A 23438-nucleotide genomic window follows, 5' to 3' on the forward strand; every position below is an offset into this window, starting at 1 on the left:
CTATATAATAAAAACTAATAAGGCTTCTATATATCTCATAGAACACCTTACCCCTAATAAAAAGTAAAAAGAATCCATAAAGGATTCTTTTTACTTTTTATTCCATTATATAATGATGCAGCGCATGTGCAACTCCATGCTCTTCGTTTGAAAGTGTTTCATAGCGACATATTTGCTTAATTTCTTCTACTGCATTGCCCATCGCAATCGATATATGTGCCTTCTCCATCATAGAAACATCATTAAGGCCATCACCGATTGCAACGGTATTTTCAACTGGGATGTTAAGATGTTTTGCTAATGTGTATAGGCCATTTCCCTTTTGAGCATCACGATGATTAATCTCTACGTTATGCCAATACGAAGCTGTAATAGCTAATTCCGCATTATGCTGAAACTGTTCTTTTAGCTTTTGTAATTTCTCGATATCATATGAGAACGGTAAAAGTTTATGAACATACAACGATTCTTCTAGTATCGGTTTACAGCTTTCTGTAGTGTGAAACGCAGTATGCTCTAGGTATAGTGCTGCGATATTTTCTAGTTCTTGTAGATCAATATCTTTATTCGAATTTTTAATTTCATCGATTTCAAGATACACACTTTCTTCACCATACTTTGGAACGTATACTCCTCTATCTGTATACAGTTGGTAATACATTCTATTTTCCTCTAGATACTCCACAATTTCGAATGCATGTGTGTTTTGAATTGGATATCTCTTCATCATTTGTTGATCTATAAAAATAAGAGCTCCATTTTCTGCGATAATCGGACATTGTAAATCAGCTTCTAGTAAAAGACGCTCGATATCTACAATGGAACGTCCTGTACAAATCGCCACAACATGCCCTTGCTCTTGGCATTTGCGGATTGCTGCCGCATTTTCTTTACTAATCATTTTATTTCCTGAAAGAAGAGTACCATCTAAATCAATTGCGATAAGTTTCATCATCCTGTCACCACTTTCTCTGTATAAACCCACGGTTCATTAGAAGTATAGATGAAAACAAGGTATCGTTTTCACACTTACTCCATTAAGTACCCTTTAGTTATAATTTATGAAAAGCGTTTCAGGTCAAGAAATATTTTCATCTCGTTCAAAATTCCCAGTTGAAATATGAACAATATATTACAAAAAGGAAGTTCTAATACATCCTTCTTATATATGAAAAAAGAACTATTAACAACTTGTCAAAAAGTCCCTCATAAACAATTCATGTCCATTCAAACTTTAGGTGAAACAACAGTTTTTGTTTCTGAAGTTGTTCAATATAGTAAATCCCGCATTGAACATGAGCTAGCTTGGATTTCAACACTTATGAAAAAAATATAAAAACTGACAAGAAAAGTAAAAAACACGGATGAAAATGAAATTTATTATCAATACTATAATTAATAAAAGGGCAACCACCATATGGTTACCCTTTATCGTTTAAGCTTCTGGTGTAAATGTTTTGCAATCTGTTTCTTCCGTTGTAGACGCATGCTTTCCTTTATGACTGACTACATAAATTGCATCTGCGTTACATTTGTTTCCATTGCCCCAATAGTGACAGTTGTTTACTTCACAAAGAACATCTTGTGCCATAAGTATCACACCTCCTTATTTCTTTAGCATTAACAGTTTTAGGAGGTATGATACTTCTATTTCTTATTTGTATCGATACTCCTCTTCCTAGCTATCATACAAAATTCAATAAAGAAAACAATTTTCCCCAATCTTTTTTTGTTATATACTTTTATTTATTATTTATTAAATAATAAAGGGGATTATATAATGAAGGATCCTTGGAATCCTACAAAAAAAGAAATCATTGAATGGGCTTATAAGGAACGTGCCTTTCTTCCTGAGCAAGACTGGGATTTAGCGATATGTACTAATTTTGTGGAAACTATATTGAATATTGCAAGTGATGAAAATTGTCCAAATCAAGATTTTTTTCTTCATTGTTTATATCTATTAGTTGGGGATGCTATACGTACACACGGAAATACATATAATATAGAATCTCTGCAAAATATCTTACAAAGTGCAGCAAATTCAACGAATACAGATATTTTAAAATGGGTAGAGCGCTCCCGGACTCTTCTATCTAGGCCAGAAACATTTTGCTATGATTTATGGTGCGATGGTGGCTTCGTTTTTAAAATTGATAAAAAATAAAAGAAGAGAACTAAGTCATCTAAAATTAGTCCTCTTTTTTGTATATTTTCTATTATTAAGATGATTTCACTTTTCGCAATGCTCCTATATCTCCACTTACAATTATATCAATACTTGCAGAAATTGTTTTAATATCAAAGTCCCACCATTTTATTTCTAACAGTTCATTTATGACATCATCCGGAAATCTTTTTTTAATCTCTATAGCAGGATTTCCTCCGACAATTGTATACGGAGGAACATCTTTTGTAATAACGGAATTAGCCGCAATAATAGCTCCGTCACCTATCGTTATTCCTGGCATAATCGTTGCATCCATACCAATCCAAACATCATTCCCAATTATGGTATCGCCTTTTAAAGGCAAATCAGAAAGTGAAGGAGTGTACTTTTCCCAGCCGTGGCCAAAAATATTGAATGGGTACGCTGTAAATCCGTCCATTCGATAGTTTGCACCATTCATAATAAACGTAACACCAGGTGCCACACAGCAAAATTTCCCCATTATGAATCGATTACCGATGACTTCATAATGATATAGAACTTGATTTTCGAATGTCTCTCCATGTTTTGAATCATAATAAGAATAATTGCCTACAATAATATTTGGCTTCGTAATTGTATTTTTAATAAAATGAACACTCTTATTTCCTTCTATCGGATATTTCACATTTGGATTAGGATTCATGCTGGATAGTACCTCTTTCATTTGAAGCAGCGGCAACTGGTTTTAGGTTATATATTGGCAAAATAAATAATAATCCAATAATAAATAGTAATGCTGTTCCTTCATACATTGTACTGAGTGAAAATGCTTCTTTTAATGAACCAGCTATACTCATCGTTAATACCATTGAGCCTGTAAATAAAGGACTCAAAATCCCATTTACCCGTCCGATAAAGTCTGTATCTGAGTTTTGAATAATAAGTGTATTTATCCCAATTTGGATACAAGGAAGAGCTAGACCACTGAAAAACTGAGCGATAAGTGTGATCCATAAATTTGTAGAGAATCCAATAATACTAATCCCAATAGCTTGTGCAAACATTCCTAGAATTAACATCTTTTGCGGAGCAACGTTTTTCGCAAATACCATTGCTAAAGCTCCACCAATAATCATTCCTGCACCATTTACAGTTAATAACCATTGTAAGCTTTCTTTCGATAAACCTAATTGTTCTGTCACGATAAAAATCCCTAGCGGTTGGATGAGACCGATGCCTAATCCTGCTGCCATAAAACATAGCCCAAGTAATGTTAATGTTTTCTTTGATTTAACATACCTTATACCGTCCGCCATTTCTTGCAATAAGCCAATTTTTTTCTTTTCTTCCTGTTCTTCTAGGTCTTTTGGAAGAAAGAGTAATACGAAAGCCGCAAGTAAAAATACACTACCTGTTACGACAATCGAAATATAAATTCCAAAGCTTTGAAACACAAACGTACCAAGTATAGGTCCTAACACCATAAATATTGCGAAAATCGTTTGATACAACGACATCCCTATTTGCATTTCCTCTGTAGACAAATGCTGTTTAAACAGTTTCATACCTGAAGGCTGTGAAAACTGTGAAAGTATCGCAGAAATAAGTGTAACGAAAAAAACCACTTTCCACGTTCCAAATATAAGTGTGAGCAATACCGCGAAGACTGATAATGAACTTAAAACCTCACACCAAATCATCGTCTTTTTCGGTCGCCACCTATCAGCAAATGTCCCACCAATAAAGGAAAAGATAAATATCGGTGCAAATTCAGCAACTGAAATCATGGAAATCGCGAATGGATCACCATTCGTCATTTCCATTACATAAAGTAGTACAGCAAAATTCCGAACCCAAATCCCTACCTGCAAGCATAATGCTGAAGCAAGAATTGCTTGCACAAATCGATTTTTTAATACTTCTGATACACTACTACTCTTTTGTTTCATTTCCACTTTCCCTGACATAAAAAGCCCCCTATTTTACATTCTGAACAGGAGGCAGCACAATCATATTAAAAAGACAGTATATTCGCAGCGCGAAGACACTTCTCTTTTACATAAAAATGTACAGACTAATCCTATTCAGAAGAATATTTCGTTTTATAACGAATGTCTCTTTGAAAATAGAATTAGTTAATCATTGGATGTCTTCACCCTTCCGTTTCGATTTTAAATTACACATACATACTCTATGTGAACAAAATAATATGTATGCATGTCTCAAATACCTATTCTAGAAAATTAACGGTAATTCCTCTAAAGAACGCATTAAATAATTGCCCTGCCATTTGATTTTTTCTCGCTCACCTTTTATTTGTACTGTAGGCATACGTCTTAGCAAAGTTGAAATTGCAATTTTCGCCTCTAAGCGTGCAAGTGGTGCTCCTAAACAAAAATGACTTCCATGACCAAAGGCAATGTGTCGATTATTTTCCCTTGTAATATCGAACATTTCTGGATTAACAAAGACATTCTCATCACGATTTGCTGAAGCTAATGAAATAATTATCACATCTCCTTTTTGAATTTCTTGATCATGAATAACGAAAGGTTCAGCTGCCCAGCGTGCAGTTGTAATTTCAACTGGAGAGTAATAGCGTAGTCCTTCTTCAATTGCTGAATCAATAAGCTCTGGTTTTTCTTTTAGTAATTGAAGCTGTTTTGGATTCTCAAGTAACGCCAATACTGTATTTGTAATAAGATTTACAGTTGTTTCATGTCCAGCTACAATGAGTAACATAATCATCGAATAAAGCTCTGGCGCACTTAACTTACTCCCTTCACTTTCTGCTTGAATTAATGCGCTAACTAAGTCTTCCTTCGGCTCCTTTCTTTTCATATCAACTAAATATTGAAGATATGTAATAAACTCAGATAATTTCACTTCATTTTCTTTTATCTCTTCAGGAGTTTCAGGTGAAGCAATTACCGCATGAGACCACACTCTAAATTTTTCTTGATCTTCTGTTGGTATACCAAGCATTTCACTAATGACATTGATTGGTAATGGGAATGCATAGTCGTTTACGAGGTTCATAGATTGTTGCTGCTGTACGTTATCTAATAAATAATCGGCAATCTTTTGAATGCGCCCTTCTAATTGCGAAATCATATGAGGTGTAAATGCTTTTTGAACAAGTAATCGTAACCGGCTATGATCAGGCGGATCTGAATTTAACATATGCTTCGTTAAATGATCTCCGTTTTCTATTGATAGAAATGGTTTGAGCTCATCTTTTGAAAATACATTTTCAGGATTTTTCTTTAAGCGGGAATCTTTTAATAGTGGTAATGCATCTTCGTATCTTGTTATGAGCCATTCTGTACCCAGTTCACCCTTATATACAAACAAAATAGGTTGCAATTCACGTGATTTCTTATAAATCTCATAAGCATCTTCTTTAAACGACGCAGAAGCTAACTGAATACCACCTTCTATTTCTCGGCCAACTTTGTTTTTTAAAGACATTGCACTCCCTCACTCTCATCTATTTGTGGAAATCACTTCCATACATGCATTATAATGCAATTAAAATGAGAAAATTGTAAATATTTCGTTGTGATCTTACTTTATATATTGAAAAATAATAACGCGATGCACATTTTCAAAAAACAGCAGGAAAGTAGAAAAATATATTTTCTACTCTCCTGCTTAAACTTGAAAAAAACCTCAATCATAGGTGGAAAATTCTTTTTGTTCGTTGGGTTTGTTTCTAGGCAAAACACATAAAATTACTGATTTGTTGGTATCTATAACTTACTTTCCGGCGACGCCCGCCTTGCCAAGTGTATCCAGATACTCCATTTCTTCTAACTTCAGTTGGAAAAAACCATAAATCTCTTCCAAAAGGTCCTGGTCGATGTAAACGTAAGTATCCCCATCTCCCTAAACAGTTACACATCAACGCTCTCGTATTGCCACTTGGTATAGGGGTAGCGAATGTTGATGGTAACGACGGAGCATGTGATGGAGGGGGTGATGTTGGAGCATCTTCAGCATCGTCAGGTCGATATTCTTCATGCTCAGTTTCTCTTATTTCACTAGATGATTCATACCCAGGATGTTGTGGGTTATAATATGGTGTTTGACCATAACCTACTCCTGGATATATTGGTTGATTATACATATAAAAGATCACCTTCTTCTTATTTATAACTTCAAAACATTAATATGTGATATCTCTCTTATAGGAAGCTTATGTATAGCCCAAATTCTTCTTTCTTAATTTCGTTTATACAAATAATTTGTTTTATAAAACAAATTAGAATATGTGAATGATCCTTTTGACTAACAATTCGCGAAACAAATATAGCCCTTATTTTTGAGAAGCCTTCCTTCAAAAATAAGAGCTATATAAAAATCTATTTTGATTTTTCGACATATAAGCCACGGCTATGGATAACAAAAGGTGACCTGCCGTCGTTTTCTCTCTTTGTTTTCACTTGGCATGGGACAGGAAAAGGATCTGACCGCTTCTATGCATAGCCGGATGCTCTCTCCCACCTAAAAAGAAGGGTTTATGTCGTTTTTTTAATTTTCATTTATATATTTAGTAGTATAAATATATAATTTCATTAAAATCTATCGGTTTATTTTTCTAAATCCTATCATTATTTATTCAACTTGACACTATAATAGCGCATCGCTTTTAATGTACCTTCCATTTCAAAAACACCTTGCTGGATTAACATACGTAATCGGTATTCGATAAAGTCATCACCGATGTATTGCTCTCCATTACCAAGTACCTCACCAACTAATCTTGCTGATTTGTAGAAAGTATCTTCAGTTTTTTCTAACTCAAGTTTTGTTGCACATTCAATAATGAAAGAGTCCAAGTAATCTTCTTGTACAGAATGAACTTTATTATCTTTCCAAATTCGTAATAAGTCCGTAGTTTCGGAGAATGTTTCCCATTCTTTTTCAAGTTTTTTTCGCGCCTTTTCGGTTAATAATGAGCCTTTTCCATACTTTTCGCGAATAACCGCTAGCTTCTCTGGCGGTAATTCTCCTGTTGCACGAAAGCTATAATCTTTTGAAAACAACTCTTTATGAGCTTCTGACGTATTAATTACACGGATATTATTTTGTTCTTGTAACTGCGCAAGTGTAAAACAAAGTCCGATATGTTCATGGGCATTGTCTGCCTTCCAGATTGTAATTGGGATATCTTTCGGGATGGATTGTAATTGTTCCATTGTTTCTAAAAAGCTTGGTAAATACTCTTCTTCAAAATAAAGATCATAAGAATTTAAATTTCTCGATAACCATTGTTGGCGTGCTGCTTGTCCAGATTGCAAGTCCAATTGATGAATTGGACCGATAGAGAAAGCATCTGAGAATGAAATAACATACTCTTGACGTAAACCTGCCTGGCTGAGCATGTGCTTTAAACAACCTGCTGGCGAGTCACCGAATGCAATATGTACATGCTTACTGTCTTTAATATTTAGTTTTGGTTTTTGCGATTCAATCAATTGCTTTGGTATTTCTGCTAACATCTTGATTGTTTCTTCATCTATATTATTTTCAATTAATTCAAATTGGAGTAGAATGTGATGGAGTAACGATTTCGCCTCATCTTCTAGCATATTATCAATTACTTTACTTAATTTGTCAGTCATGTATTTCCCTCTCATTTCTTTACTAATGTAATTTATAGTGTACCATATATTACTTACCCTGCTACATTTTAAAAACATACTCTTAGCCTAGCTCTATACTCACTAAAAGAAATGAAAAAGATACCAAACTATACAGTATGGTATTATCCCCTTTAAATAGACGGAAAAAAGAGTCCACTTGGTATGATGGACTCAGTACTGTTTATCAATTAACTATATGTTAAAAAGCAAGGCTACCTTAAAGTAGCCACTATTTAAAACTATTCTCCATTTATATTAATAAAACGTCACTTATTTTTGGTTAATCATTTCAAATACTTGTTGTACGTCTTTGTCACCGCGCCCTGATAAATTGACAATAATATTTTGATCGTTTGGTAAGGTTGCAGCTAACTTTATCGCATATGCTACTGCATGAGAACTTTCTAATGCAGGAATAATACCTTCAACACGAGACAATTTATGAAAAGCTTCCATCGCTTCATCATCAGTAATGGCCACATATTGTGCACGTCCAGTTTCTTTATAATAACTATGCTCTGGTCCGACACCTTGGTAGTCTAGTCCTGCAGCAATAGAGTGTGCCTCTGCAATTTCTCCATTTTCGTCTTTCATCATATAGCACTTAAATCCGTGGATGATACCAGGCTCTCCTGCTGTAAGAGGCGCTGCATGCATACCTGTTTCAATCCCTTTACCACCTGGTTCAACACCTACCATTTTTACTTCTTTATCGTTATAAAATGGAGCAAATAATCCAATTGCATTACTCCCTCCACCTACACAAGCAACCAAATAGTCAGGTAGACGTTGTTCTTTTTCAATGTGTTGTGCTCTTGCTTCTCTTCCAATTACAGCTTGGAAATGACGAACAATCGTTGGATACGGATGTGGTCCCAGTGCAGAACCTAATAAATAAAATGTGCCTTCATAGTTTTGAGCGTAATCTTCAAGTGCCGCATCTACTGCTTCTTTAAGAGTACGTCCCCCTTCTTGAACAGCAATTACCTTCGCTCCTAGTAATTCCATACGAAATACATTTAATTGTTGACGTTCTGTATCCATTCCACCCATATAAATCGTACAATCTATTCCGAACATCGCACATGCGGTAGCCGTAGCAACCCCATGTTGCCCTGCTCCTGTTTCTGCAATGATACGTTTTGCTCCCATTCTCTTGGCAAGCAAAATTTGCCCCAATACATTGTTAATTTTATGAGCTCCTGTATGATTAAGATCTTCTCTTTTTAGGTAGATTTTTGCACCACCTATCTCTTCACTCAAACGCTTCGCATAATACAATGGATTTGGACGCCCTACATATTCTTTAAGATAGTATTCATATTCTTCTATAAACTCTTGATCATCTTTGTATTGATTAAATGCGCTCTCCAAGTGAAGTAAAGCCTCTTGGAGTTGTTCTGGTACAAAACTACCCCCAAATTCTCCAAAATATCCATTTTCCGCTTGTAATAAATTCATGTTAATTCCTCCTTGTAATTTTTAAATATTGAATGAAAAAAGTAAAAAAATGCAAAAAGCCCCCTACATGCATAAAGCATGTAGAGGGCGATATATACGATTATACCGTGGTGCCACCTCTTTTAGTTCCTTGTCACATAGACGAAGAACCCTCTCGTTTTTGGATACGGAATAATACATTCGATATCCTCATCCTTGTAACGGCGGAACCCGGGTCGCATACTCCTAACGTTTCAGCGTACCTCTCCTAAGTCCATTCAGCATAATCTATCGTACTGGGTCGCACCAATTCCAGCTCTCTGAAACGCATCAATTATACCTACTCTTCTTAGTCAACGATTTTTTATTATGAAGATTTAAGTATGATATTACATAACTATTTTTATTTTGTCAATAATAAAAAATTAAAAGTTTTAAACATCATTCCAGCGAGTTACTAAAGACAATATGGGCATGTTCTGTCTAAAAGGTAATGAATATGTTTAATACTTCTTCTCTTTTTTCAGTAACATATATTATAATGCGATTCATTTTCTTGTAGCAGTTAAAAGAGCATTACGGTATGCTGTGGGGGTTATACCAATTCGTGACTTAAACACTTTACTAAATTGACCACTCCCACGGCTGAAGCCATGGGATTCTTTTTCGCAAACATCTCACTTACTATGTTCCAAAGAAACAAGCAGAGGCGAGACTTGGGCGAACAACTCTCGATAGAAAAACACGCTAACAAGAGGGCAAGGTCTGTGCCAACTACGCCATCCGACAGGCGATACTTTTTTTCAAAAACCTTTTATACCAAACTGGTTGTTTATATACAACCGATACGATTGGTTGTACGTCCATCTCATGCAATTTACGCGCAATGTTTTGTGCGCCATTTACATCTCTATGGATTTCTGTTTTGTGAACAGAACATGTAAAACGACGTCCGTTTGCTTTGTGTCTCCCGCCACAAAACGGACAGTCTTGTGACGTATAGACTTCTTCTGTTTCTTCCACTTTGATACCTTTTAGCTTTGCTTTATACGTTAACTTTTGTTTGATCTTGCCTTGATTCCAAAGCGATAATTGTTGTCTTCTTTTTTTGTTGTTTTTTTGTTTCTTTTTTACATCTTGTTTTGTGTTTTTTTCAATTCCTGCTACATTTCCAATCACAAAATGTGTCACTTGTTCTTGTTCTAGAAATTGAACTACTTCTTTTGTTGTTTTATGTTCTAAATGTTCCATTTGATTTTTACTTTTTTGACGGATTCGATTTCGTGCTGTTTTGTATTTTTTCCATTGACGAGAACCTTTTTTACACCGAGACATTTTTTTACTCAGGTCTGCTAATGCTTTGGCGCGAAATTGTGAAATACTACGTATGGCTCTTCCAGAAACTAATAAGGCTTTGTCCTTTGTTGCGACCGTTACTGCATGGATTTCACCTAGATCTCCGCCCGCAACTTTTTTCTTATACTGAGATATATCTTTTTCTGAAACAGCAACTGAATAACAAAACCAATACGCACCGTTACGCCAAACAATCTCTGCATAATTACAATCTTTTACATCATCGATTGCTAAGTTTGGGATGGATACCGCATTGTTTTTCTTTGCAATCGATTCGTTCCAATTTTTCTTCTTCTTTTTTGTTAATAAATTAACAAGGTTAACTTCATACTTCACACGTTTAATTTGAATTGTCGTATCTGTGATTTTCATACTTGCCTTTTTTAACGGAATACAATAATAATATTTTTTTCGCCATGGATACTTTGCTTTTTTATCCGTTTTTCTTAATTTGCGAATCGTTTCATATTTGTCCGCAATTGCCTGTACAGTTTGAGAATGTAGGTTGTACGTTTGTTTGCGAACAGCTTGGATTTCAGACTTACTTAACCATTTTTTCCACGTGAAATAATAGCTCGTCGCTTCACGAACAATATCATTCCAAACCGTAGCTGTTTCTCTTTGCATGTTACGAAGTTCTTCGTATAATTCTTTTTCAAATGGAATTTGAAACGCATGTGTGACAAACATATTGCATCCTCCTTTCTTCTTGATTTTTCCTTACGTTCAATATAACAAATACATGTGTCTTTTTATATTCGCTTTCATCCCACGGCTGAAGCACATGGGCTTTCCCGCTCATAAATTCTGTAATCATTAAAATCTATTGCTTCAAATTTCTTAAGGTTTAGCATTTGCCTAAGTTTCATATAAACTTCCCTCATTTTAAATAATAGATTTATGTATTAACTCCATAATCTCTTAACTTTAATTAAACTTTCATTTTTAAACTCTAATCTATAAATATCAGGCTTTGATGTACTTTTCCAGAAATCATATCCATAACGATCATCGAAGTAATTCATAATTATTGTCATAATGTTCCCATGTGTTCCAATAACAATATTCTTTCCTTCATAATCTTTTAACAAATTCTTGATGATTGGGATTGATCTAGCTTGCCTGGTTCAAGACTTTCAATTTCAGGAAATAGCCCATGATTTGTTGCGATTAAGTAGTCTAGTTTTGCTTTTTTTACTGCTTTAACTCCGTCATACGTTCCAACTAAAGCTGCCTCTCCATTTGCATCCGCTAAAAGTAAATTCATATTCGTTCCCACAGGCATGTTTTTCACAGCATAAACGGCTTCCTCAATATTTTTGAGTGAATAAATGATAGTTTTTTTAATTAATGAGGATTAAAGCATGAACAAGTTGTGATTAGAAACTTAATGTAAACTAGTTTTATACAAATTTGCATGTATTGTTTATTATTTTCGGTTCTGATGCAAAACTTCAAGATATTTGTACCAGAACCTATTAGAGAATACAGACCGACCAAATATTTCCTAAAAGATTCGTAGATGGCTTGTTTTGAATAGCATGCTAGCTACTGAAAATCACTGACCAATAACGCCTTCCATCTTGTGATACAGCAGTCCCCACACCGAAGCGATTAAAATTTGAGTTCAAAATGTTCTCTCTGTGCCCATAGGTGCTGATATTCATCCACCAGTTCACTGCTTCGGAAACAGTTCCAGGTTGCCCGCAATAAATAATCCAACCGAAATTCGCTGCTGTAATACCTGCATTCTTTAACATGGTACCCTCGTCTCCACCAAAGGTAGGACTATAATGTTCAGCAGGACAACGCCCAATAGTAGCCATGTCCCTTGCTTTTGCATAGGCTACATTAGTTAAACGTTGATCTATAGATAAACCATGTTTCCCAGCTTTTTGTCTTTCACTATTAATACTGTTTATCATTTGCCGTTCATTCATAAAAAGGATATAATATGGTTTTGGAATTATCCCATAAGGGCTTTGTCTTCTATACATCTCACATGCAGGGGCGCATTCATAAGAATACCCTCCTCCAGCTTGGCAATCTGACATACATTGGTCATAGGTATAACTCGAAGGTACTGTTGCCATAGATGCTTGAGTTATTCCATAAGGTACTGCTGACATAGGTGCTTGATTTAGTCCATAGGGTACTGTTGCTATAGGTGCTTGGGATGTTCCATAAGGTACTGTATACCAAGAGTGTGTTTTATACTTCTTACACATATGATTACATTCATAATAATCCCCTCCATCAGATCCGTATTGGCAATTAAACATACATTGGTCATACGTATAATATGGTTGATACAAAGACAATCACTCCTTATCTTAATCTTAGCTTTTTAGCTATTATATTTAGCTGGTTACTTTTTGAGCGATTGTCCCTGTATAATTGGGTGAACTGCCAAACAAAAAGACGAATTTCCTACGTTAGAGAATCGCCCAGGAACGAAATGAAATTTAGTTTTATGTATAGTTGTCCTTTTACCTCGGTAAAAGTCACGACATCGCCATCTTAAACCTGTTCATTTTAACATCAATTCCCAGTAAATTAGGAATTGTATTCATCAAATTACCTAAAGTAAAAAGATATCTTTGTTAACCTCATCTATGACATTCTTATTGAAAGTGTCCGCGCTGCTACATCAAATAAATAGTCATTATTTTTGTGCTTAATTTCTTCTATTAACTTCTCCACCGGAACTGCCCTCACAAACAACCGTCCCGCATAATCTGTCCCAGGTAGCAATTCAATTACTTCCTCTTTCGCATCCTCCCCAGTATATCGTGGATACAAAATCATCGCTCGATAAGGTTTATTTTCTTTCTGTAGAAACTGTCCATAAAATGCTAATTGATAAATGTCGCTATTAGACACTTTCTTGTTTCCATAATTTTTATATTTTGTATCTATTACTAGAGCTGGCTCATTTGGTGTTTCTATAATGATGTCTGGCTTTATGTTATGATAGCTTGTTTCATTTGATATCATTGCTTTTTTAAAAAACTTTTGTAAGTGTACTTTCGTAGTTGGTGGTGTATATTGTTCTAGCCATTTCCCTACGAATGCTTCAAATAGCTCATTCATATCAATGAAAAAAGAGAAATGACTGTCACTGGAAAATTGGTACATTTGGTTTGTATATTGCTGTTGCCAAATGTAATAACCAAGTTTATGGGCATACTCATAATGCTGGTTTAATCGATTGTATGTAAACCTTGGCCATTCTGTATGATGAAATAAATCTGTGAGATTAGTAAACTCATGAAGTAATTGTTGTACACGCCTTGCTGTTGATTTTGTTAAAGGTAAACGACGTGCTACTTCTAGTACGCTTCTTAACACTTGGTTATCAAGAATGTTTGTTTCCAGTTCATCGTAATGACAATATATCTTAGTTGGTCTGCTGTAATTCAACTGTAATTGCTTCCGCATGTTAAGTCTGCCGCGCAGTACATTTAAGTTATTTTCTTCATTGATATATTCTTTTGTTACTCCACGCTCTAAAATCATTTCAACTTGCTTAATGTAAAGACGTACAAGCAATTCATATAATGATTCTGCATCATGTCCTCCTTTTGTATCATGTTCGATACTAAGTGGAATGTCTTCTGTAAATAAAACCATTTGAATGACGTCATGAAACCCATTATGAAATTTAGGTTTCACGACGATGCGGCATGAATCAAGTTCCAGTACACCAACTGAACTAAAAAATTCAAATCGAATCTCTTGTTTTAGCTCATACCAATTTAAAATTGGTGCACGTGAAGTAGCTTGAATATACGATACTCCTTTTTCAAATCACACATTGCAATGCAGTAAAAAAATTCATTGTAGTGTACAAATGCGTAAGGAGAGATAATCCTTTCCTTTATCTCACCGGTTGATACTGTATGATATGTAATTTTCACTTTTCTTTTATTATGTAGTGCGGATAGTAATTTTATATATTTATGATTTTCATTCAATACTTCATTATTAGGAATAGAGCGATTCACAAAATAAACATGTTTATCATAATCATCTTCCATTTTCTTTACTGCTTTTAATTTGTCCATGGCTTGTTTTAAATTACTCGAATGAACCTTACTTCCTTTTGAACGAATATGATCAACGGCAAACCCTAAAGCTTCTAATTCTTCTAAAGATAGATTTTTAACTGGAAACATCGTATGTTTTGATATAGAATATCCACCATTTCGGCCTTGTGTACTTTCAATCATAATACCTGCTTTTTCAAGATTATTTTTATAAAGTTGAATCATTCTTTCTTTGACTTCTAATTCTTCAGCCAATTCTCGAATTTTCATTTTCCCTCTTGCTTGTAATAATTCAATCATTCTTAAGCAGTTAATTAATTTACTCATAGTAGTCCTTTCTTATCGTTAATCACATATTTTCTTCTATATGAAACTTTCGATAATTAAGATATTTAATATGTTAATTATTATACAGCGAAAAAACCCGTAATGCCCCTTCAATTGCATGAAGGGCATTGCGGGTTTAGATGCTTGCACAAGAATATTCTCTATGCATTATGACGGGTTTTTCTTCGTTCCATTCTTGTTTGGCCTTGTGTTGTTCCAGTTTGGTTATGCTGCTCTATATGATCAGTTGTTGTTCTTTCTTCACGATTTGGTTCATACGTACGCATTTCTTTTGATTTGGAAGATTTTCTACCAAATTTTATCATCTTAATTTTAAATTTCGGAAGACTCGGAATACGAATTTTAAATTTAGGTTTGATTCGTTTCTTGTTTTGTTTAAATAGGTTTGTTTTTTCTTGTTTTTCGTTACGATTCCCACGATGTAGTGCATTTGCAAGTAAACCTCCAAGTAAACAGCCCGCTACTAAAATGAGTAAATATAAACGTTCTGTTGTCAGTAAGTTCATGACACGGCCAAGAACTGTTAATGATTGGATTTGTTTTATATCCCACAATAAAGCTCCCCATAATGAGAGTAAACCTAAAGTAATCGCATACGTGCGGAATCGGAATAATAACGGAATCACAGCAATACATGCAGCAATTTTTGCATTTGCTATTAAAGAGCTAGTTGTTACGTATTGATTCCAAATTGCCAGCAAGAATGTGATAAATATAGTATAAGCCATCCAACTAAATATTCGTGAGTGCATTCGTTTTGCATAATAACTTCCCAAACTAGTTAAAAACAATAATCCGCCTATAAACAATGACAATTCTAGAGGGATTTGTTTCATAATACCTGCAATTGGGAACAGGCAGCTGAGCACCATTAACAGCACATCAAGTTTCTTCACAATTCTCCATCCCTTTCAGCTTTCTTTCTAGCTTCTATATATTAAAGCAAATTTTGTTGTTTTTCTACCTATCATTTTCCTTGCTTCTAAAAAAATCATAGCATACAGGTATTTTGCATCAAATTATAACATTCTTAAAAAATATCTTAATCCTACTAGTGCTGAAAAGTAAACAAAAAAACAAAACTATAATTGACAATAGATAACTACATTTGGATACAGAAATGACAAATCCCGCTCTTTATAAATCAGCGGGATTTTCAAATTATTGTATTAGAAAAATTACATATTATGCAATTTAAAAAGCATTATCCTTTTATATCATTTACTTGAGCCATCTCTATAATTCTCTCAAGCTGTTCCCTCACATCTACATTACAAATACCACCGTGATAACAAATAACGGTTTCAATATCAAGCTCTAAAAACTTTTTCAGTGAATGGAAGGCTGTTTCCATATCGGGGGTTGTTTGCGGTACAGGTCCTCGTAAGTTCCCATCTACACATATCATCGCATCTCCTGCGATTAGTGTTTTGCTATTTTCGATATACAAGCTAATGTGCCCAGGAGCATGTCCTGGTGTGAAAACAACTTGAATCCCGCCGCAAAATGGTAGCTTTTGTCCATCTTCTAATGTTTGGTTCACTTTCGCTGTAGGAGGATTTTTATATAAAAATTGCATAGGCTTAGGAAGTGCCATCCACTGTTCATTACTCATTTGATTTGGATCAGTTTTCATGAGATGTAATACACCTTCAATATAAGGTTTATCAAGTTCGTGTGCGTACACCTCAATAGGATGATTTGATTCTGCTTGTATTTCAGGTAGACTTCCGATATGATCTAAATCTTGGTGCGTTACAATGACTGCTTGCAATCGATCAAAAGGTACTCCGGCATCATTCATAACGCTGCGGATTTGTTCCAATTGTCCTGGCATACCCGTATCAATTAAGATGGCTGTTTCTTCATCCCATATAAGCGTTGGGTTTAAAACGAAACCTTGAATTTGTAATTCCAGCATAGCTAGTCCGTTTGAAATCTTCATTCCTATCATCCTCCTCAATACTTACTTGCATATTAGTCATTACATGATACTTATTCAGTTGTATCACGCTCGTAAGCATCGAGTCAACATTAAAATATTCTATTATAACACAAATAAAATATTTTGTCAATAGTTATTTATTTTTGTTTTGTAAGAGCTACCATCCCAGCTGTATACACTCATACGGGTAATTACGAATATATTCTCTTCAATGCATCTGATACAGCCTTTTAATAAAAATTTTATATATCTTTTCGATACAGATTAATCACATCTTTTAAGGCTGCCGCCGCTGCTCCTCTTGGATTTGATGCCCCACCAATTGACGTAACATTGCCCATCGTATCTGTTTGAAAAGTTACTCCTTTTTCTGTCCCAGTAACGCTAGCAAGCGGATGATTATTGTCAATTTCACATGGACTTACTTCTAATTGTATGTTTCCAGAAGTATCTTTGTATGCTTTCGCCATAAGTTTTAGCGATTTACCCTTTTCTTTTGCGGTTTGTATATCATGCTTTGTAATACTCTCGATTCCTTTTACAGTTATTTGGTCCAGTGAATATTCTACGCCAAACAAACTATTCGCTAGCAATAATAGTTTACAAGCGCTATCCATTCCGCTCACATCTAATGACGGATTTGTTTCAGCAATTCCTTTTCGCTGCGCTTGTTGCAATGCTTGTTGGAACGTTAAATCTTCTTTATACATTTTTGTAAGGATGTAATTCGTAGTTCCATTTAAAACACCTTCAATTTTTTCAATCTGACATCCCGCTAAACTAAATTGACCGATATCTAATGTAGGTAATGCCGCTGCTGTTGCACCGCTATAACGAATGCGAACGTTTGCTAATTTTGCTGCTTCTTTTATTTCCTTCCATGTAGTTACAAGTGCCCCTTTAGAAATAGCCACCACGTCCATGTGATTTTGAATTGCGGTTTCAATATATCGTTTCCCGGGTTCTCCATGTTGAATATTCGTAGGAGTGGATTCTATTAATACATCTCCAGTTAGATAATCTTCTCCTCTATCCATTGGATAACTTTCTATATATTTTACTAATGCATGCGAACCCGTACCATACATTAGTAACTCATCTATATGTAAACCATTCTCGTTATATATTCTTACTGTTCGTCCTATAATCCCAGTAATTACGAGATCTATTCCGTATACTTCTTTTATGTATATACCTTTCTCATGTACCAATCTCACAAATTCTTTTCCAACAGTGCCATAGCCCGATAATATCACTTTGATTCTCATATCATCACCTCAAATATTATGCTATTTATTTTTGAATCCATATGTTTATCTTAGTACTCTTTTTGTGACATTTCACTATTTTTCAAAACTAAAAATCAGAAAGAATGATCTGGTTCATCAACTAAAAAATCCCTCCATTTAAAAAATGGGAGGGATTTTTGCGATTTGCAAAATCAACATGCATCTATTTATTTCGGTAAGTTTGCTAGTCTTTCAGCAACTGTTCGATAAAAAGCATGAATATCAGAAAATCCTAATGAATCAGAGACACTCAGTCCAACCATATCAAGATGATCCCAGTTTTGTTTTGTTTCTATATGGTTCCATTTTCCCGCTTGAGGTGCACCATTATAATTTATAACCTCATCAGTTGATGGCCCTATCATAGAGTTTGTATTTACGACTCCATCATTTTGCCACCAAGACGAATCAATTACTGGTCGATTTTCTTCATATCTTGCATATGAACCTAGAAAAATAGCATTTCCCATTAATGTTTTATTCATTGTTACGTGCGGAAGATGTAGACCTGTAATAGGTGTCGCTTTTGTCGCATGCCCACTATAGGAGAAATAATATACATCCGGTTGTGCTTTTACCCATTCGTTTAATTCCTTCGCTCCATCTGTACTTAGGTCCCATTGACTTATATCTTTTGTCCCTTTCCAAACTGAGCTGTTTAACACACGGTTTGAATATTGAAGAAACGATTCTCCCGCTTTCTTTTTAATTCCCCATTGATCTAGTTTAAAGTCATATAGTGATAGATTATTATTTTCTCCCATACCAGCAGTTGCGACAAGTAATTGCTTAACAGATGGTAGAAGTAAACTTCCATCTGCAAGAGTAGTCCCATTATGCGGTGTTGCCAATGTTGTTACACTATGCACGTAAGACTTTCCTCCCTGGAACAACGGAGAAATTTGCACATCGGCATGTTGTTTTGCATAGTTTCTTTCTTCTTGACTACCTTCTTTCAATAATTGGACAAGTGTACGTATCGTTTGTCCGCCCATACTATGTCCTACCAAATGAACCTTATTTGTTTCACTCCAATTTGGAGCAAATCCTGTATATGTTCTACCATATCGATCATGTCCATGTTTTGCAGCATGTTCCGCTCCATAGTCAACTGTCCCCCCATTGATTTGTGTGTATAACTCACATGCACGATCCCAGTTACTAGATAACGGTCCAACAGCTGCCGTATGTACATTATATCCATCTTTCTTTAAATTCTCTTGAATATCGTGAACGCCACCCCAATATTTCACACCTAACAATTCATCTCGTCCCCAACCTGTAAATCCATGAACAAGAATAATAGGATTATTATTGCTCTTTCCTTCTTCTGCATGTACCGGTGATGAAACCATTGCACATGAAACAGTAAAAAATAAAATCAAAAATCCCCCAAACAATCTTCTCATTTTACATCCCCTTTCTTTTTCTCCCCCTAATAAAACGCTTTCAATTCTCCCTTCTTTTATGCGATAGAAAAAAAGACCCAAAATATACACCTATGCAATACGCAAAGGTTATACAATGTGGATCTCCAGTTCTCTATCACAGTTATTAACTTAAACATACTGTAAACTATTTTATTTTAATTGTCACTAAATTATGAAATATTGCATAATTCGTTCGTTTTATTGACAATCGGGTACACTTTATAAACTTTCATCTCTTTATTTCTTATCTTCAAAAGTTACAAACTTAACTGATATTAACTTATCAAAATCTTTTACTTGTTTCTTCATTTTTAAGTATTCATTTACAACAGTATTATCTGTTGACATAGTCGGCTTTTGGTCTCCTAATGACTTTTTTAGATCAATCAATTGCAGATTCGTTTCATCAGCTTGTATCGCCTTATATTCATTGTTTTCTGTAACAATAAGATACCATTCTGAATCATAATCACGTGAACTTCCAAGCCAAGAATTACTATCATATGTAACAGGTATTGTCTTGCCGTTTAAATCAATACTTGTTATATGACTTTCGTCTTCATATGCAAATAGCAGTGAACTCCCTTTTGGTATTTTTGGTAATTTCGCTAATGGCGTAGAATCCATATTACCGTTCACATCATCACGTTTGTGAAAGATTTTTGATTTTATCAAAGCTTGAGCTGTTGATTCGTCTAAAATAAGCACTTTTTTCTCGTTAAATTTTCCTATTTTTACTCGAAACATGTCTTTTTCTTTTATATTTTCTTTATAACGATCAAAAATCGATAATGCATATTGTTCATCCCCAATAATAAATATCCCGTTCACTGGCTGTGTACGCTGCTTCGATTTTGAACATGCACTCAAGCTTACAAGAACGAGTGCACTTATAATAAAAATAGTTAATAACTTTTTCATTACGGCTCCTTTCTTTCCCGCGAAATAGGGAGCAATACTCCCCCATTACAAAATGAATTTGAAATAAAGAAGTAAGTTGAAGGATATACTCCCTATGATGAGCATTCTCATTTGTTATTGATAACACCAACCATTTCTTTACTGATCGATTGTCGTATAAAGTCTCTGCAGATAACGCCAACGGGTTATAAAGAAATACAAGATTTGTATACATAAGAACGAAATGAGAATGACAATTGAACTATTTAAAATAGAAAAGTCAACTAATTGTTGTAGTGCAATATATGCTACTGTTGTATGAATGATCGCAACGATAATCGGCAAAAAGAACATGATAAACAATTGTCTTGTTACAATTCTTTTTAGCTCTCGCTTACTTAATCCAATCTTGGAAATCATTTTATATTGCTGCTGATCTCGATCTAAATCTGTGTATAAACGGAAATAAATAAAGCTTGCCGCAAATGTGAAAAAAACAATTCCAACAAGAACACTTACCATAAGTAACAAACCATTCATTTGTTTCGCTTGTAGCCATTGTAGTGTTAAAGCTTGGAAATAGTACTTGCCATCTGGATTATTGTTATCAAGTATAGTATTCAATCGATTTGAAATCTCTTTTGTCTGTATCCAGTCTTCCACTACAAATCCGTAAATACGATTTTTTTCTGTATAAATAGGATCGTCCGCAGGAATGATTGTTGACATTTTATCATAGACACTATCTTTTACAGCAATAAGAATACCTCCTACATCATGTGGTAAAACAAGATTCTGCATTGCTTTTTTCACACGGAATGTTTGAATCCAATCTCCGTGGATTATCTCTATTTTATTTTTAAACTGCCCTTCTTTAAATTCTTGTTGCTGAGATATCCAAGCTGGGACAAGTAGTATTTCATCTTCTTTTCCCAAAGTCTCCATTTCGTAACCGAGAGCTTTTGCAAGTTCGTTATATTCACTTAATTTCATGACAGAAATTCCGTTCTCTGTCAACATAGGTGAGGCCGAAGCGTATTTATAATCAATTTTCTCATGATCAAGTTGCTTTTGAATCTCAGAAATATGTTGCTTTTCAAGCTTGTTTCCATGAAAGCTCATATATGTAAACGTGTAAGGATTTGTCATTCTTACTAGTTCTCTATTACCCAGCGCAAAGCTAGTTCCAATTGCAGTAAATGATACAGCAGAAATAATTGATACAATAAAAAACATTACAGCGTTGTCTTTCATACGGTATATGAGTTCTGAAAACGTCAAAATATTTGTTTTACTTAAGAATACACGTTCTCTCATTTTTAGGATACGCAATAAAAAGACACTGCATTGCGTATAGAGAAAATATGTACCTATGATAACCAATAACACACCTAATGCTGGGTAAAGTATAGAAATGATTCTCCGAAATACAAAGTAAAGTACGACACCGTATCCTGATCCAATACTAACCAATGAGAGAATTGATAACAATATAGAAGCTTTCGGTTCTGGTTTTGGTTTTTCTTCTGCTTGTATAAGTTCAACAAGCTCGTTCACTTTAATCGTTTTCATAATAAAAAGGGAAACGATTAAAAACAAGATAAGAAATGCGGTAACTGTTAATAGTACTGATTGAATTGGAATATAAAAAGGTAATCCCTTTGGAATCATTAAAATACTCGCACTAATCAGCAACACTAATTTTGCAAATATAAGACCGATGATAATCCCTATAAAGATTGAAGAGATGCCAATTAACATATTTTCAATCAGCACTAACTTCTTCAATTGTTTCATCGACATTCCTTGTATCATTAATATGCCAAATTCTTTTTTACGCGTTTTTAAAAATGAGCTAACAGAATATAGGATAAAGAAAAATGAAAAAATGAAAATTAAACCTTGTGAGATTCTAAATCCTATTGTGCCAAGTTCACTTATCGTTTCACTTGTCGATTTTAGCTCACCAGCTAAATCAGGATGAAATAATAAAAGTGCATACGTGAAAAAAATCATAATGGAAAATGTACTACTCAAAAAATGAGCGGCATACGTTCGTTTATTTCGAAAAATATTATTGAATGCGAATTGACGAAAAGTCATGCCTTTTCCCTCCTAACAACGAGAGAACATCCATAATTTTTTGATAAAAAGCTTCTCTACTATCGCCGCGATATATTTCATTATATAACTGACCATCTTTAATAAAAATGACACGATTACAGTAACTTGCTGCATATGGATCATGCGTCACAAGCATAATTGTCGTTCTCTCTTCTTTATTAAGCGCCGCTAACATTTCCATCACATCGTTTGAAGATTTAGAGTCTAAGTTCCCAGTCGGTTCATCTGCTAATACGAGTTGAGGTTTATGAATAATCGCACGTGCAATTGCTGTACGCTGCGCTTGCCCCCCTGATATTTCGAATGTTCGTTTGCTTAAAATGTCAGTAATACCTAACTTTTCCGCTACTTCTTCCACCCTCTTATTCATTTCCTTTACCGAAATACCATCTAACGTCATCGGTAACACTATATTTTCTTTCACTGTAAGCGTACTTAAAAGATTAAAAGATTGAAAAACGAATCCTAATTGCTGACGGCGAAATAACGCTAGTTTTTCAGATGATAACTGAAAAGGGTTTGTACCATTTATTAAAATTTCACCTGACGTTGGTGAATCTATTGTCGATACCATATTTAACAGCGTTGTTTTTCCGCTACCTGACGGACCCATAATACCAACAAATTCTCCCTCTTGAATAGATAAATCAATATCGGTAAGAGCTTTATAAGGAACTTTCCCTTTATATACTTTACTAATGCCTTTCGCATGTAATATTTCCATGTCTATTCTCCCTTCATGTATACTTCTTACTAT

21 protein-coding genes and 1 other annotated feature are annotated in these 23438 nt (G+C 34.6%); of the genes, 1 reads left to right on the forward strand and 20 read right to left on the reverse strand.

Annotated features, from left to right (window positions below; genetic code table 11):
• Positions 1–97: 97 nt before the first annotated feature.
• Both QUF99_RS16555 and QUF99_RS16560 read right to left on the reverse strand, forming a co-directional pair.
• Entirely contained in the window at positions 98–952 is an 855-nt protein-coding gene (locus tag QUF99_RS16555; protein WP_289374679.1) for an HAD family hydrolase, read from the reverse strand.
• A gap of 483 nt (positions 953–1435) precedes the next feature.
• A complete protein-coding gene (locus QUF99_RS16560; RefSeq protein ID WP_286120557.1) occupies positions 1436–1591 on the reverse strand; it encodes a DUF1540 domain-containing protein in 156 nt (51 codons plus the stop codon).
• A gap of 189 nt (positions 1592–1780) precedes the next feature.
• Between QUF99_RS16560 and QUF99_RS16565 the strand changes: the two genes are divergently transcribed.
• Complete coding sequence (locus QUF99_RS16565; protein WP_289371377.1) at positions 1781–2167, forward strand: hypothetical protein; 387 nt, start codon at positions 1781–1783, stop codon at positions 2165–2167.
• Between the two features lie 55 nt (positions 2168–2222).
• Here the strand turns inward: QUF99_RS16565 and QUF99_RS16570 are convergent, their stop codons facing one another.
• The 18 genes from QUF99_RS16570 to QUF99_RS16655 all read right to left on the reverse strand — a co-directional run bounded on the left by QUF99_RS16570 (position 2223) and on the right by QUF99_RS16655 (position 23405).
• The gene (locus tag QUF99_RS16570) at positions 2223–2855 is read right to left on the reverse strand and encodes a Vat family streptogramin A O-acetyltransferase (protein ID WP_289371379.1); all 633 of its coding nucleotides are present in this window, start codon (positions 2853–2855) and stop codon (positions 2223–2225) included.
• On the reverse strand, positions 2845–4119 hold the full coding sequence (locus tag QUF99_RS16575; RefSeq protein ID WP_289371380.1) for an MFS transporter: 1275 nt from the start codon (positions 4117–4119) through the stop codon (positions 2845–2847). The genes QUF99_RS16570 and QUF99_RS16575 overlap by 11 nt, the downstream gene beginning before the upstream one ends.
• 268 nt (positions 4120–4387) lie before the next feature.
• Positions 4388–5623 (reverse strand): cytochrome P450 family protein, encoded by a 1236-nt coding sequence (locus QUF99_RS16580; RefSeq protein ID WP_289371381.1) that lies wholly within the window; start codon positions 5621–5623, stop codon positions 4388–4390.
• Between the two features lie 244 nt (positions 5624–5867).
• Positions 5868–6281: a hypothetical protein gene (locus QUF99_RS16585; RefSeq protein WP_289371382.1), complete on the reverse strand. Its 414-nt coding sequence runs from the start codon at positions 6279–6281 to the stop codon at positions 5868–5870.
• Between the two features lie 484 nt (positions 6282–6765).
• Positions 6766–7779: a DUF1835 domain-containing protein gene (locus QUF99_RS16590; RefSeq protein WP_289371383.1), complete on the reverse strand. Its 1014-nt coding sequence runs from the start codon at positions 7777–7779 to the stop codon at positions 6766–6768.
• Positions 7780–8070: 291 nt separating this feature from the next.
• Positions 8071–9261 carry a tryptophan synthase subunit beta gene (trpB, locus tag QUF99_RS16595; protein ID WP_289371385.1) on the reverse strand — a complete coding sequence of 397 codons (1191 nt, stop codon included), beginning with the start codon at positions 9259–9261 and terminating at the stop codon, positions 8071–8073.
• A gap of 80 nt (positions 9262–9341) precedes the next feature.
• Positions 9342–9606 (reverse strand) — a binding site (T-box leader).
• Positions 9607–10014: 408 nt separating this feature from the next.
• Positions 10015–11286 (reverse strand): RNA-guided endonuclease InsQ/TnpB family protein, encoded by a 1272-nt coding sequence (locus tag QUF99_RS16600; RefSeq protein WP_289371387.1) that lies wholly within the window; start codon positions 11284–11286, stop codon positions 10015–10017.
• A 394-nt stretch (positions 11287–11680) separates the two neighbouring features.
• On the reverse strand, positions 11681–11863 hold the full coding sequence (locus QUF99_RS16605) for a hypothetical protein (RefSeq protein WP_289371388.1): 183 nt from the start codon (positions 11861–11863) through the stop codon (positions 11681–11683).
• A 277-nt stretch (positions 11864–12140) separates the two neighbouring features.
• A complete protein-coding gene (locus tag QUF99_RS16610; RefSeq protein ID WP_289371389.1) occupies positions 12141–12911 on the reverse strand; it encodes a CAP domain-containing protein in 771 nt (256 codons plus the stop codon).
• Between the two features lie 298 nt (positions 12912–13209).
• Positions 13210–14385, reverse strand: a complete 1176-nt coding sequence (locus tag QUF99_RS16615; RefSeq protein WP_353958428.1) for an McrC family protein — start codon at positions 14383–14385, stop codon at positions 13210–13212.
• Positions 14355–14972 carry a helix-turn-helix transcriptional regulator gene (locus tag QUF99_RS16620; protein ID WP_289371390.1) on the reverse strand — a complete coding sequence of 206 codons (618 nt, stop codon included), beginning with the start codon at positions 14970–14972 and terminating at the stop codon, positions 14355–14357. Before QUF99_RS16620 ends, QUF99_RS16615 begins: the two co-directional genes overlap by 31 nt.
• Before the next feature lie 161 nt (positions 14973–15133).
• Positions 15134–15889 carry a DUF3959 family protein gene (locus QUF99_RS16625; protein ID WP_289371391.1) on the reverse strand — a complete coding sequence of 252 codons (756 nt, stop codon included), beginning with the start codon at positions 15887–15889 and terminating at the stop codon, positions 15134–15136.
• Positions 15890–16197: 308 nt separating this feature from the next.
• Positions 16198–16938, reverse strand: coding sequence for an MBL fold metallo-hydrolase (locus QUF99_RS16630; protein ID WP_289371392.1), 741 nt, complete (start codon positions 16936–16938; stop codon positions 16198–16200).
• A gap of 242 nt (positions 16939–17180) precedes the next feature.
• Positions 17181–18206: a homoserine dehydrogenase gene (locus QUF99_RS16635; RefSeq protein ID WP_289371394.1), complete on the reverse strand. Its 1026-nt coding sequence runs from the start codon at positions 18204–18206 to the stop codon at positions 17181–17183.
• Between the two features lie 188 nt (positions 18207–18394).
• Positions 18395–19582 carry an esterase/lipase family protein gene (locus QUF99_RS16640; RefSeq protein WP_289374681.1) on the reverse strand — a complete coding sequence of 396 codons (1188 nt, stop codon included), beginning with the start codon at positions 19580–19582 and terminating at the stop codon, positions 18395–18397.
• A 312-nt stretch (positions 19583–19894) separates the two neighbouring features.
• Positions 19895–20578 (reverse strand): lipoprotein BA_5634 family protein, encoded by a 684-nt coding sequence (locus tag QUF99_RS16645; protein WP_289371396.1) that lies wholly within the window; start codon positions 20576–20578, stop codon positions 19895–19897.
• 138 nt (positions 20579–20716) lie between these two features.
• Positions 20717–22660, reverse strand: coding sequence for an FtsX-like permease family protein (locus QUF99_RS16650; protein ID WP_289371398.1), 1944 nt, complete (start codon positions 22658–22660; stop codon positions 20717–20719).
• Positions 22632–23405: an ABC transporter ATP-binding protein gene (locus QUF99_RS16655; protein ID WP_289371400.1), complete on the reverse strand. Its 774-nt coding sequence runs from the start codon at positions 23403–23405 to the stop codon at positions 22632–22634. The genes QUF99_RS16650 and QUF99_RS16655 overlap by 29 nt, the downstream gene beginning before the upstream one ends.
• Positions 23406–23438: the final 33 nt, after the last annotated feature.

Source organism: Bacillus sp. DX4.1 (assembly GCF_030348195.1).
GTDB lineage: Bacteria > Bacillota > Bacilli > Bacillales > Bacillaceae_G > Bacillus_A.

Excerpts from the sequence above, each read along its gene's own strand:
- QUF99_RS16555 (WP_289374679.1), bottom strand. The coding sequence starts at position 952 with ATGAAACTTATCGCAATTGATTTAGATGGTACTCTTCTTTCAGGAAAT.
- QUF99_RS16560 (WP_286120557.1), bottom strand. The coding sequence starts at position 1,591 with ATGGCACAAGATGTTCTTTGTGAAGTAAACAACTGTCACTATTGGGGC.
- QUF99_RS16565 (WP_289371377.1), top strand. The coding sequence starts at position 1,781 with ATGAAGGATCCTTGGAATCCTACAAAAAAAGAAATCATTGAATGGGCT.
- QUF99_RS16570 (WP_289371379.1), bottom strand. The coding sequence starts at position 2,855 with ATGAATCCTAATCCAAATGTGAAATATCCGATAGAAGGAAATAAGAGT.
- QUF99_RS16575 (WP_289371380.1), bottom strand. The coding sequence starts at position 4,119 with ATGTCAGGGAAAGTGGAAATGAAACAAAAGAGTAGTAGTGTATCAGAA.
- QUF99_RS16580 (WP_289371381.1), bottom strand. The coding sequence starts at position 5,623 with ATGTCTTTAAAAAACAAAGTTGGCCGAGAAATAGAAGGTGGTATTCAG.
- QUF99_RS16585 (WP_289371382.1), bottom strand. The coding sequence starts at position 6,281 with ATGTATAATCAACCAATATATCCAGGAGTAGGTTATGGTCAAACACCA.
- QUF99_RS16590 (WP_289371383.1), bottom strand. The coding sequence starts at position 7,779 with ATGACTGACAAATTAAGTAAAGTAATTGATAATATGCTAGAAGATGAG.
- trpB (WP_289371385.1), bottom strand. The coding sequence starts at position 9,261 with ATGAATTTATTACAAGCGGAAAATGGATATTTTGGAGAATTTGGGGGT.
- QUF99_RS16600 (WP_289371387.1), bottom strand. The coding sequence starts at position 11,286 with ATGTTTGTCACACATGCGTTTCAAATTCCATTTGAAAAAGAATTATAC.
- QUF99_RS16605 (WP_289371388.1), bottom strand. The coding sequence starts at position 11,863 with ATGAATTTACTTTTAGCGGATGCAAATGGAGAGGCAGCTTTAGTTGGA.
- QUF99_RS16620 (WP_289371390.1), bottom strand. The coding sequence starts at position 14,972 with ATGAGTAAATTAATTAACTGCTTAAGAATGATTGAATTATTACAAGCA.
- QUF99_RS16630 (WP_289371392.1), bottom strand. The coding sequence starts at position 16,938 with ATGAAGATTTCAAACGGACTAGCTATGCTGGAATTACAAATTCAAGGT.
- QUF99_RS16635 (WP_289371394.1), bottom strand. The coding sequence starts at position 18,206 with ATGAGAATCAAAGTGATATTATCGGGCTATGGCACTGTTGGAAAAGAA.
- QUF99_RS16640 (WP_289374681.1), bottom strand. The coding sequence starts at position 19,582 with ATGGTTTCATCACCGGTACATGCAGAAGAAGGAAAGAGCAATAATAAT.
- QUF99_RS16645 (WP_289371396.1), bottom strand. The coding sequence starts at position 20,578 with ATGAAAAAGTTATTAACTATTTTTATTATAAGTGCACTCGTTCTTGTA.
- QUF99_RS16650 (WP_289371398.1), bottom strand. The coding sequence starts at position 22,660 with ATGACTTTTCGTCAATTCGCATTCAATAATATTTTTCGAAATAAACGA.
- QUF99_RS16655 (WP_289371400.1), bottom strand. The coding sequence starts at position 23,405 with ATGGAAATATTACATGCGAAAGGCATTAGTAAAGTATATAAAGGGAAA.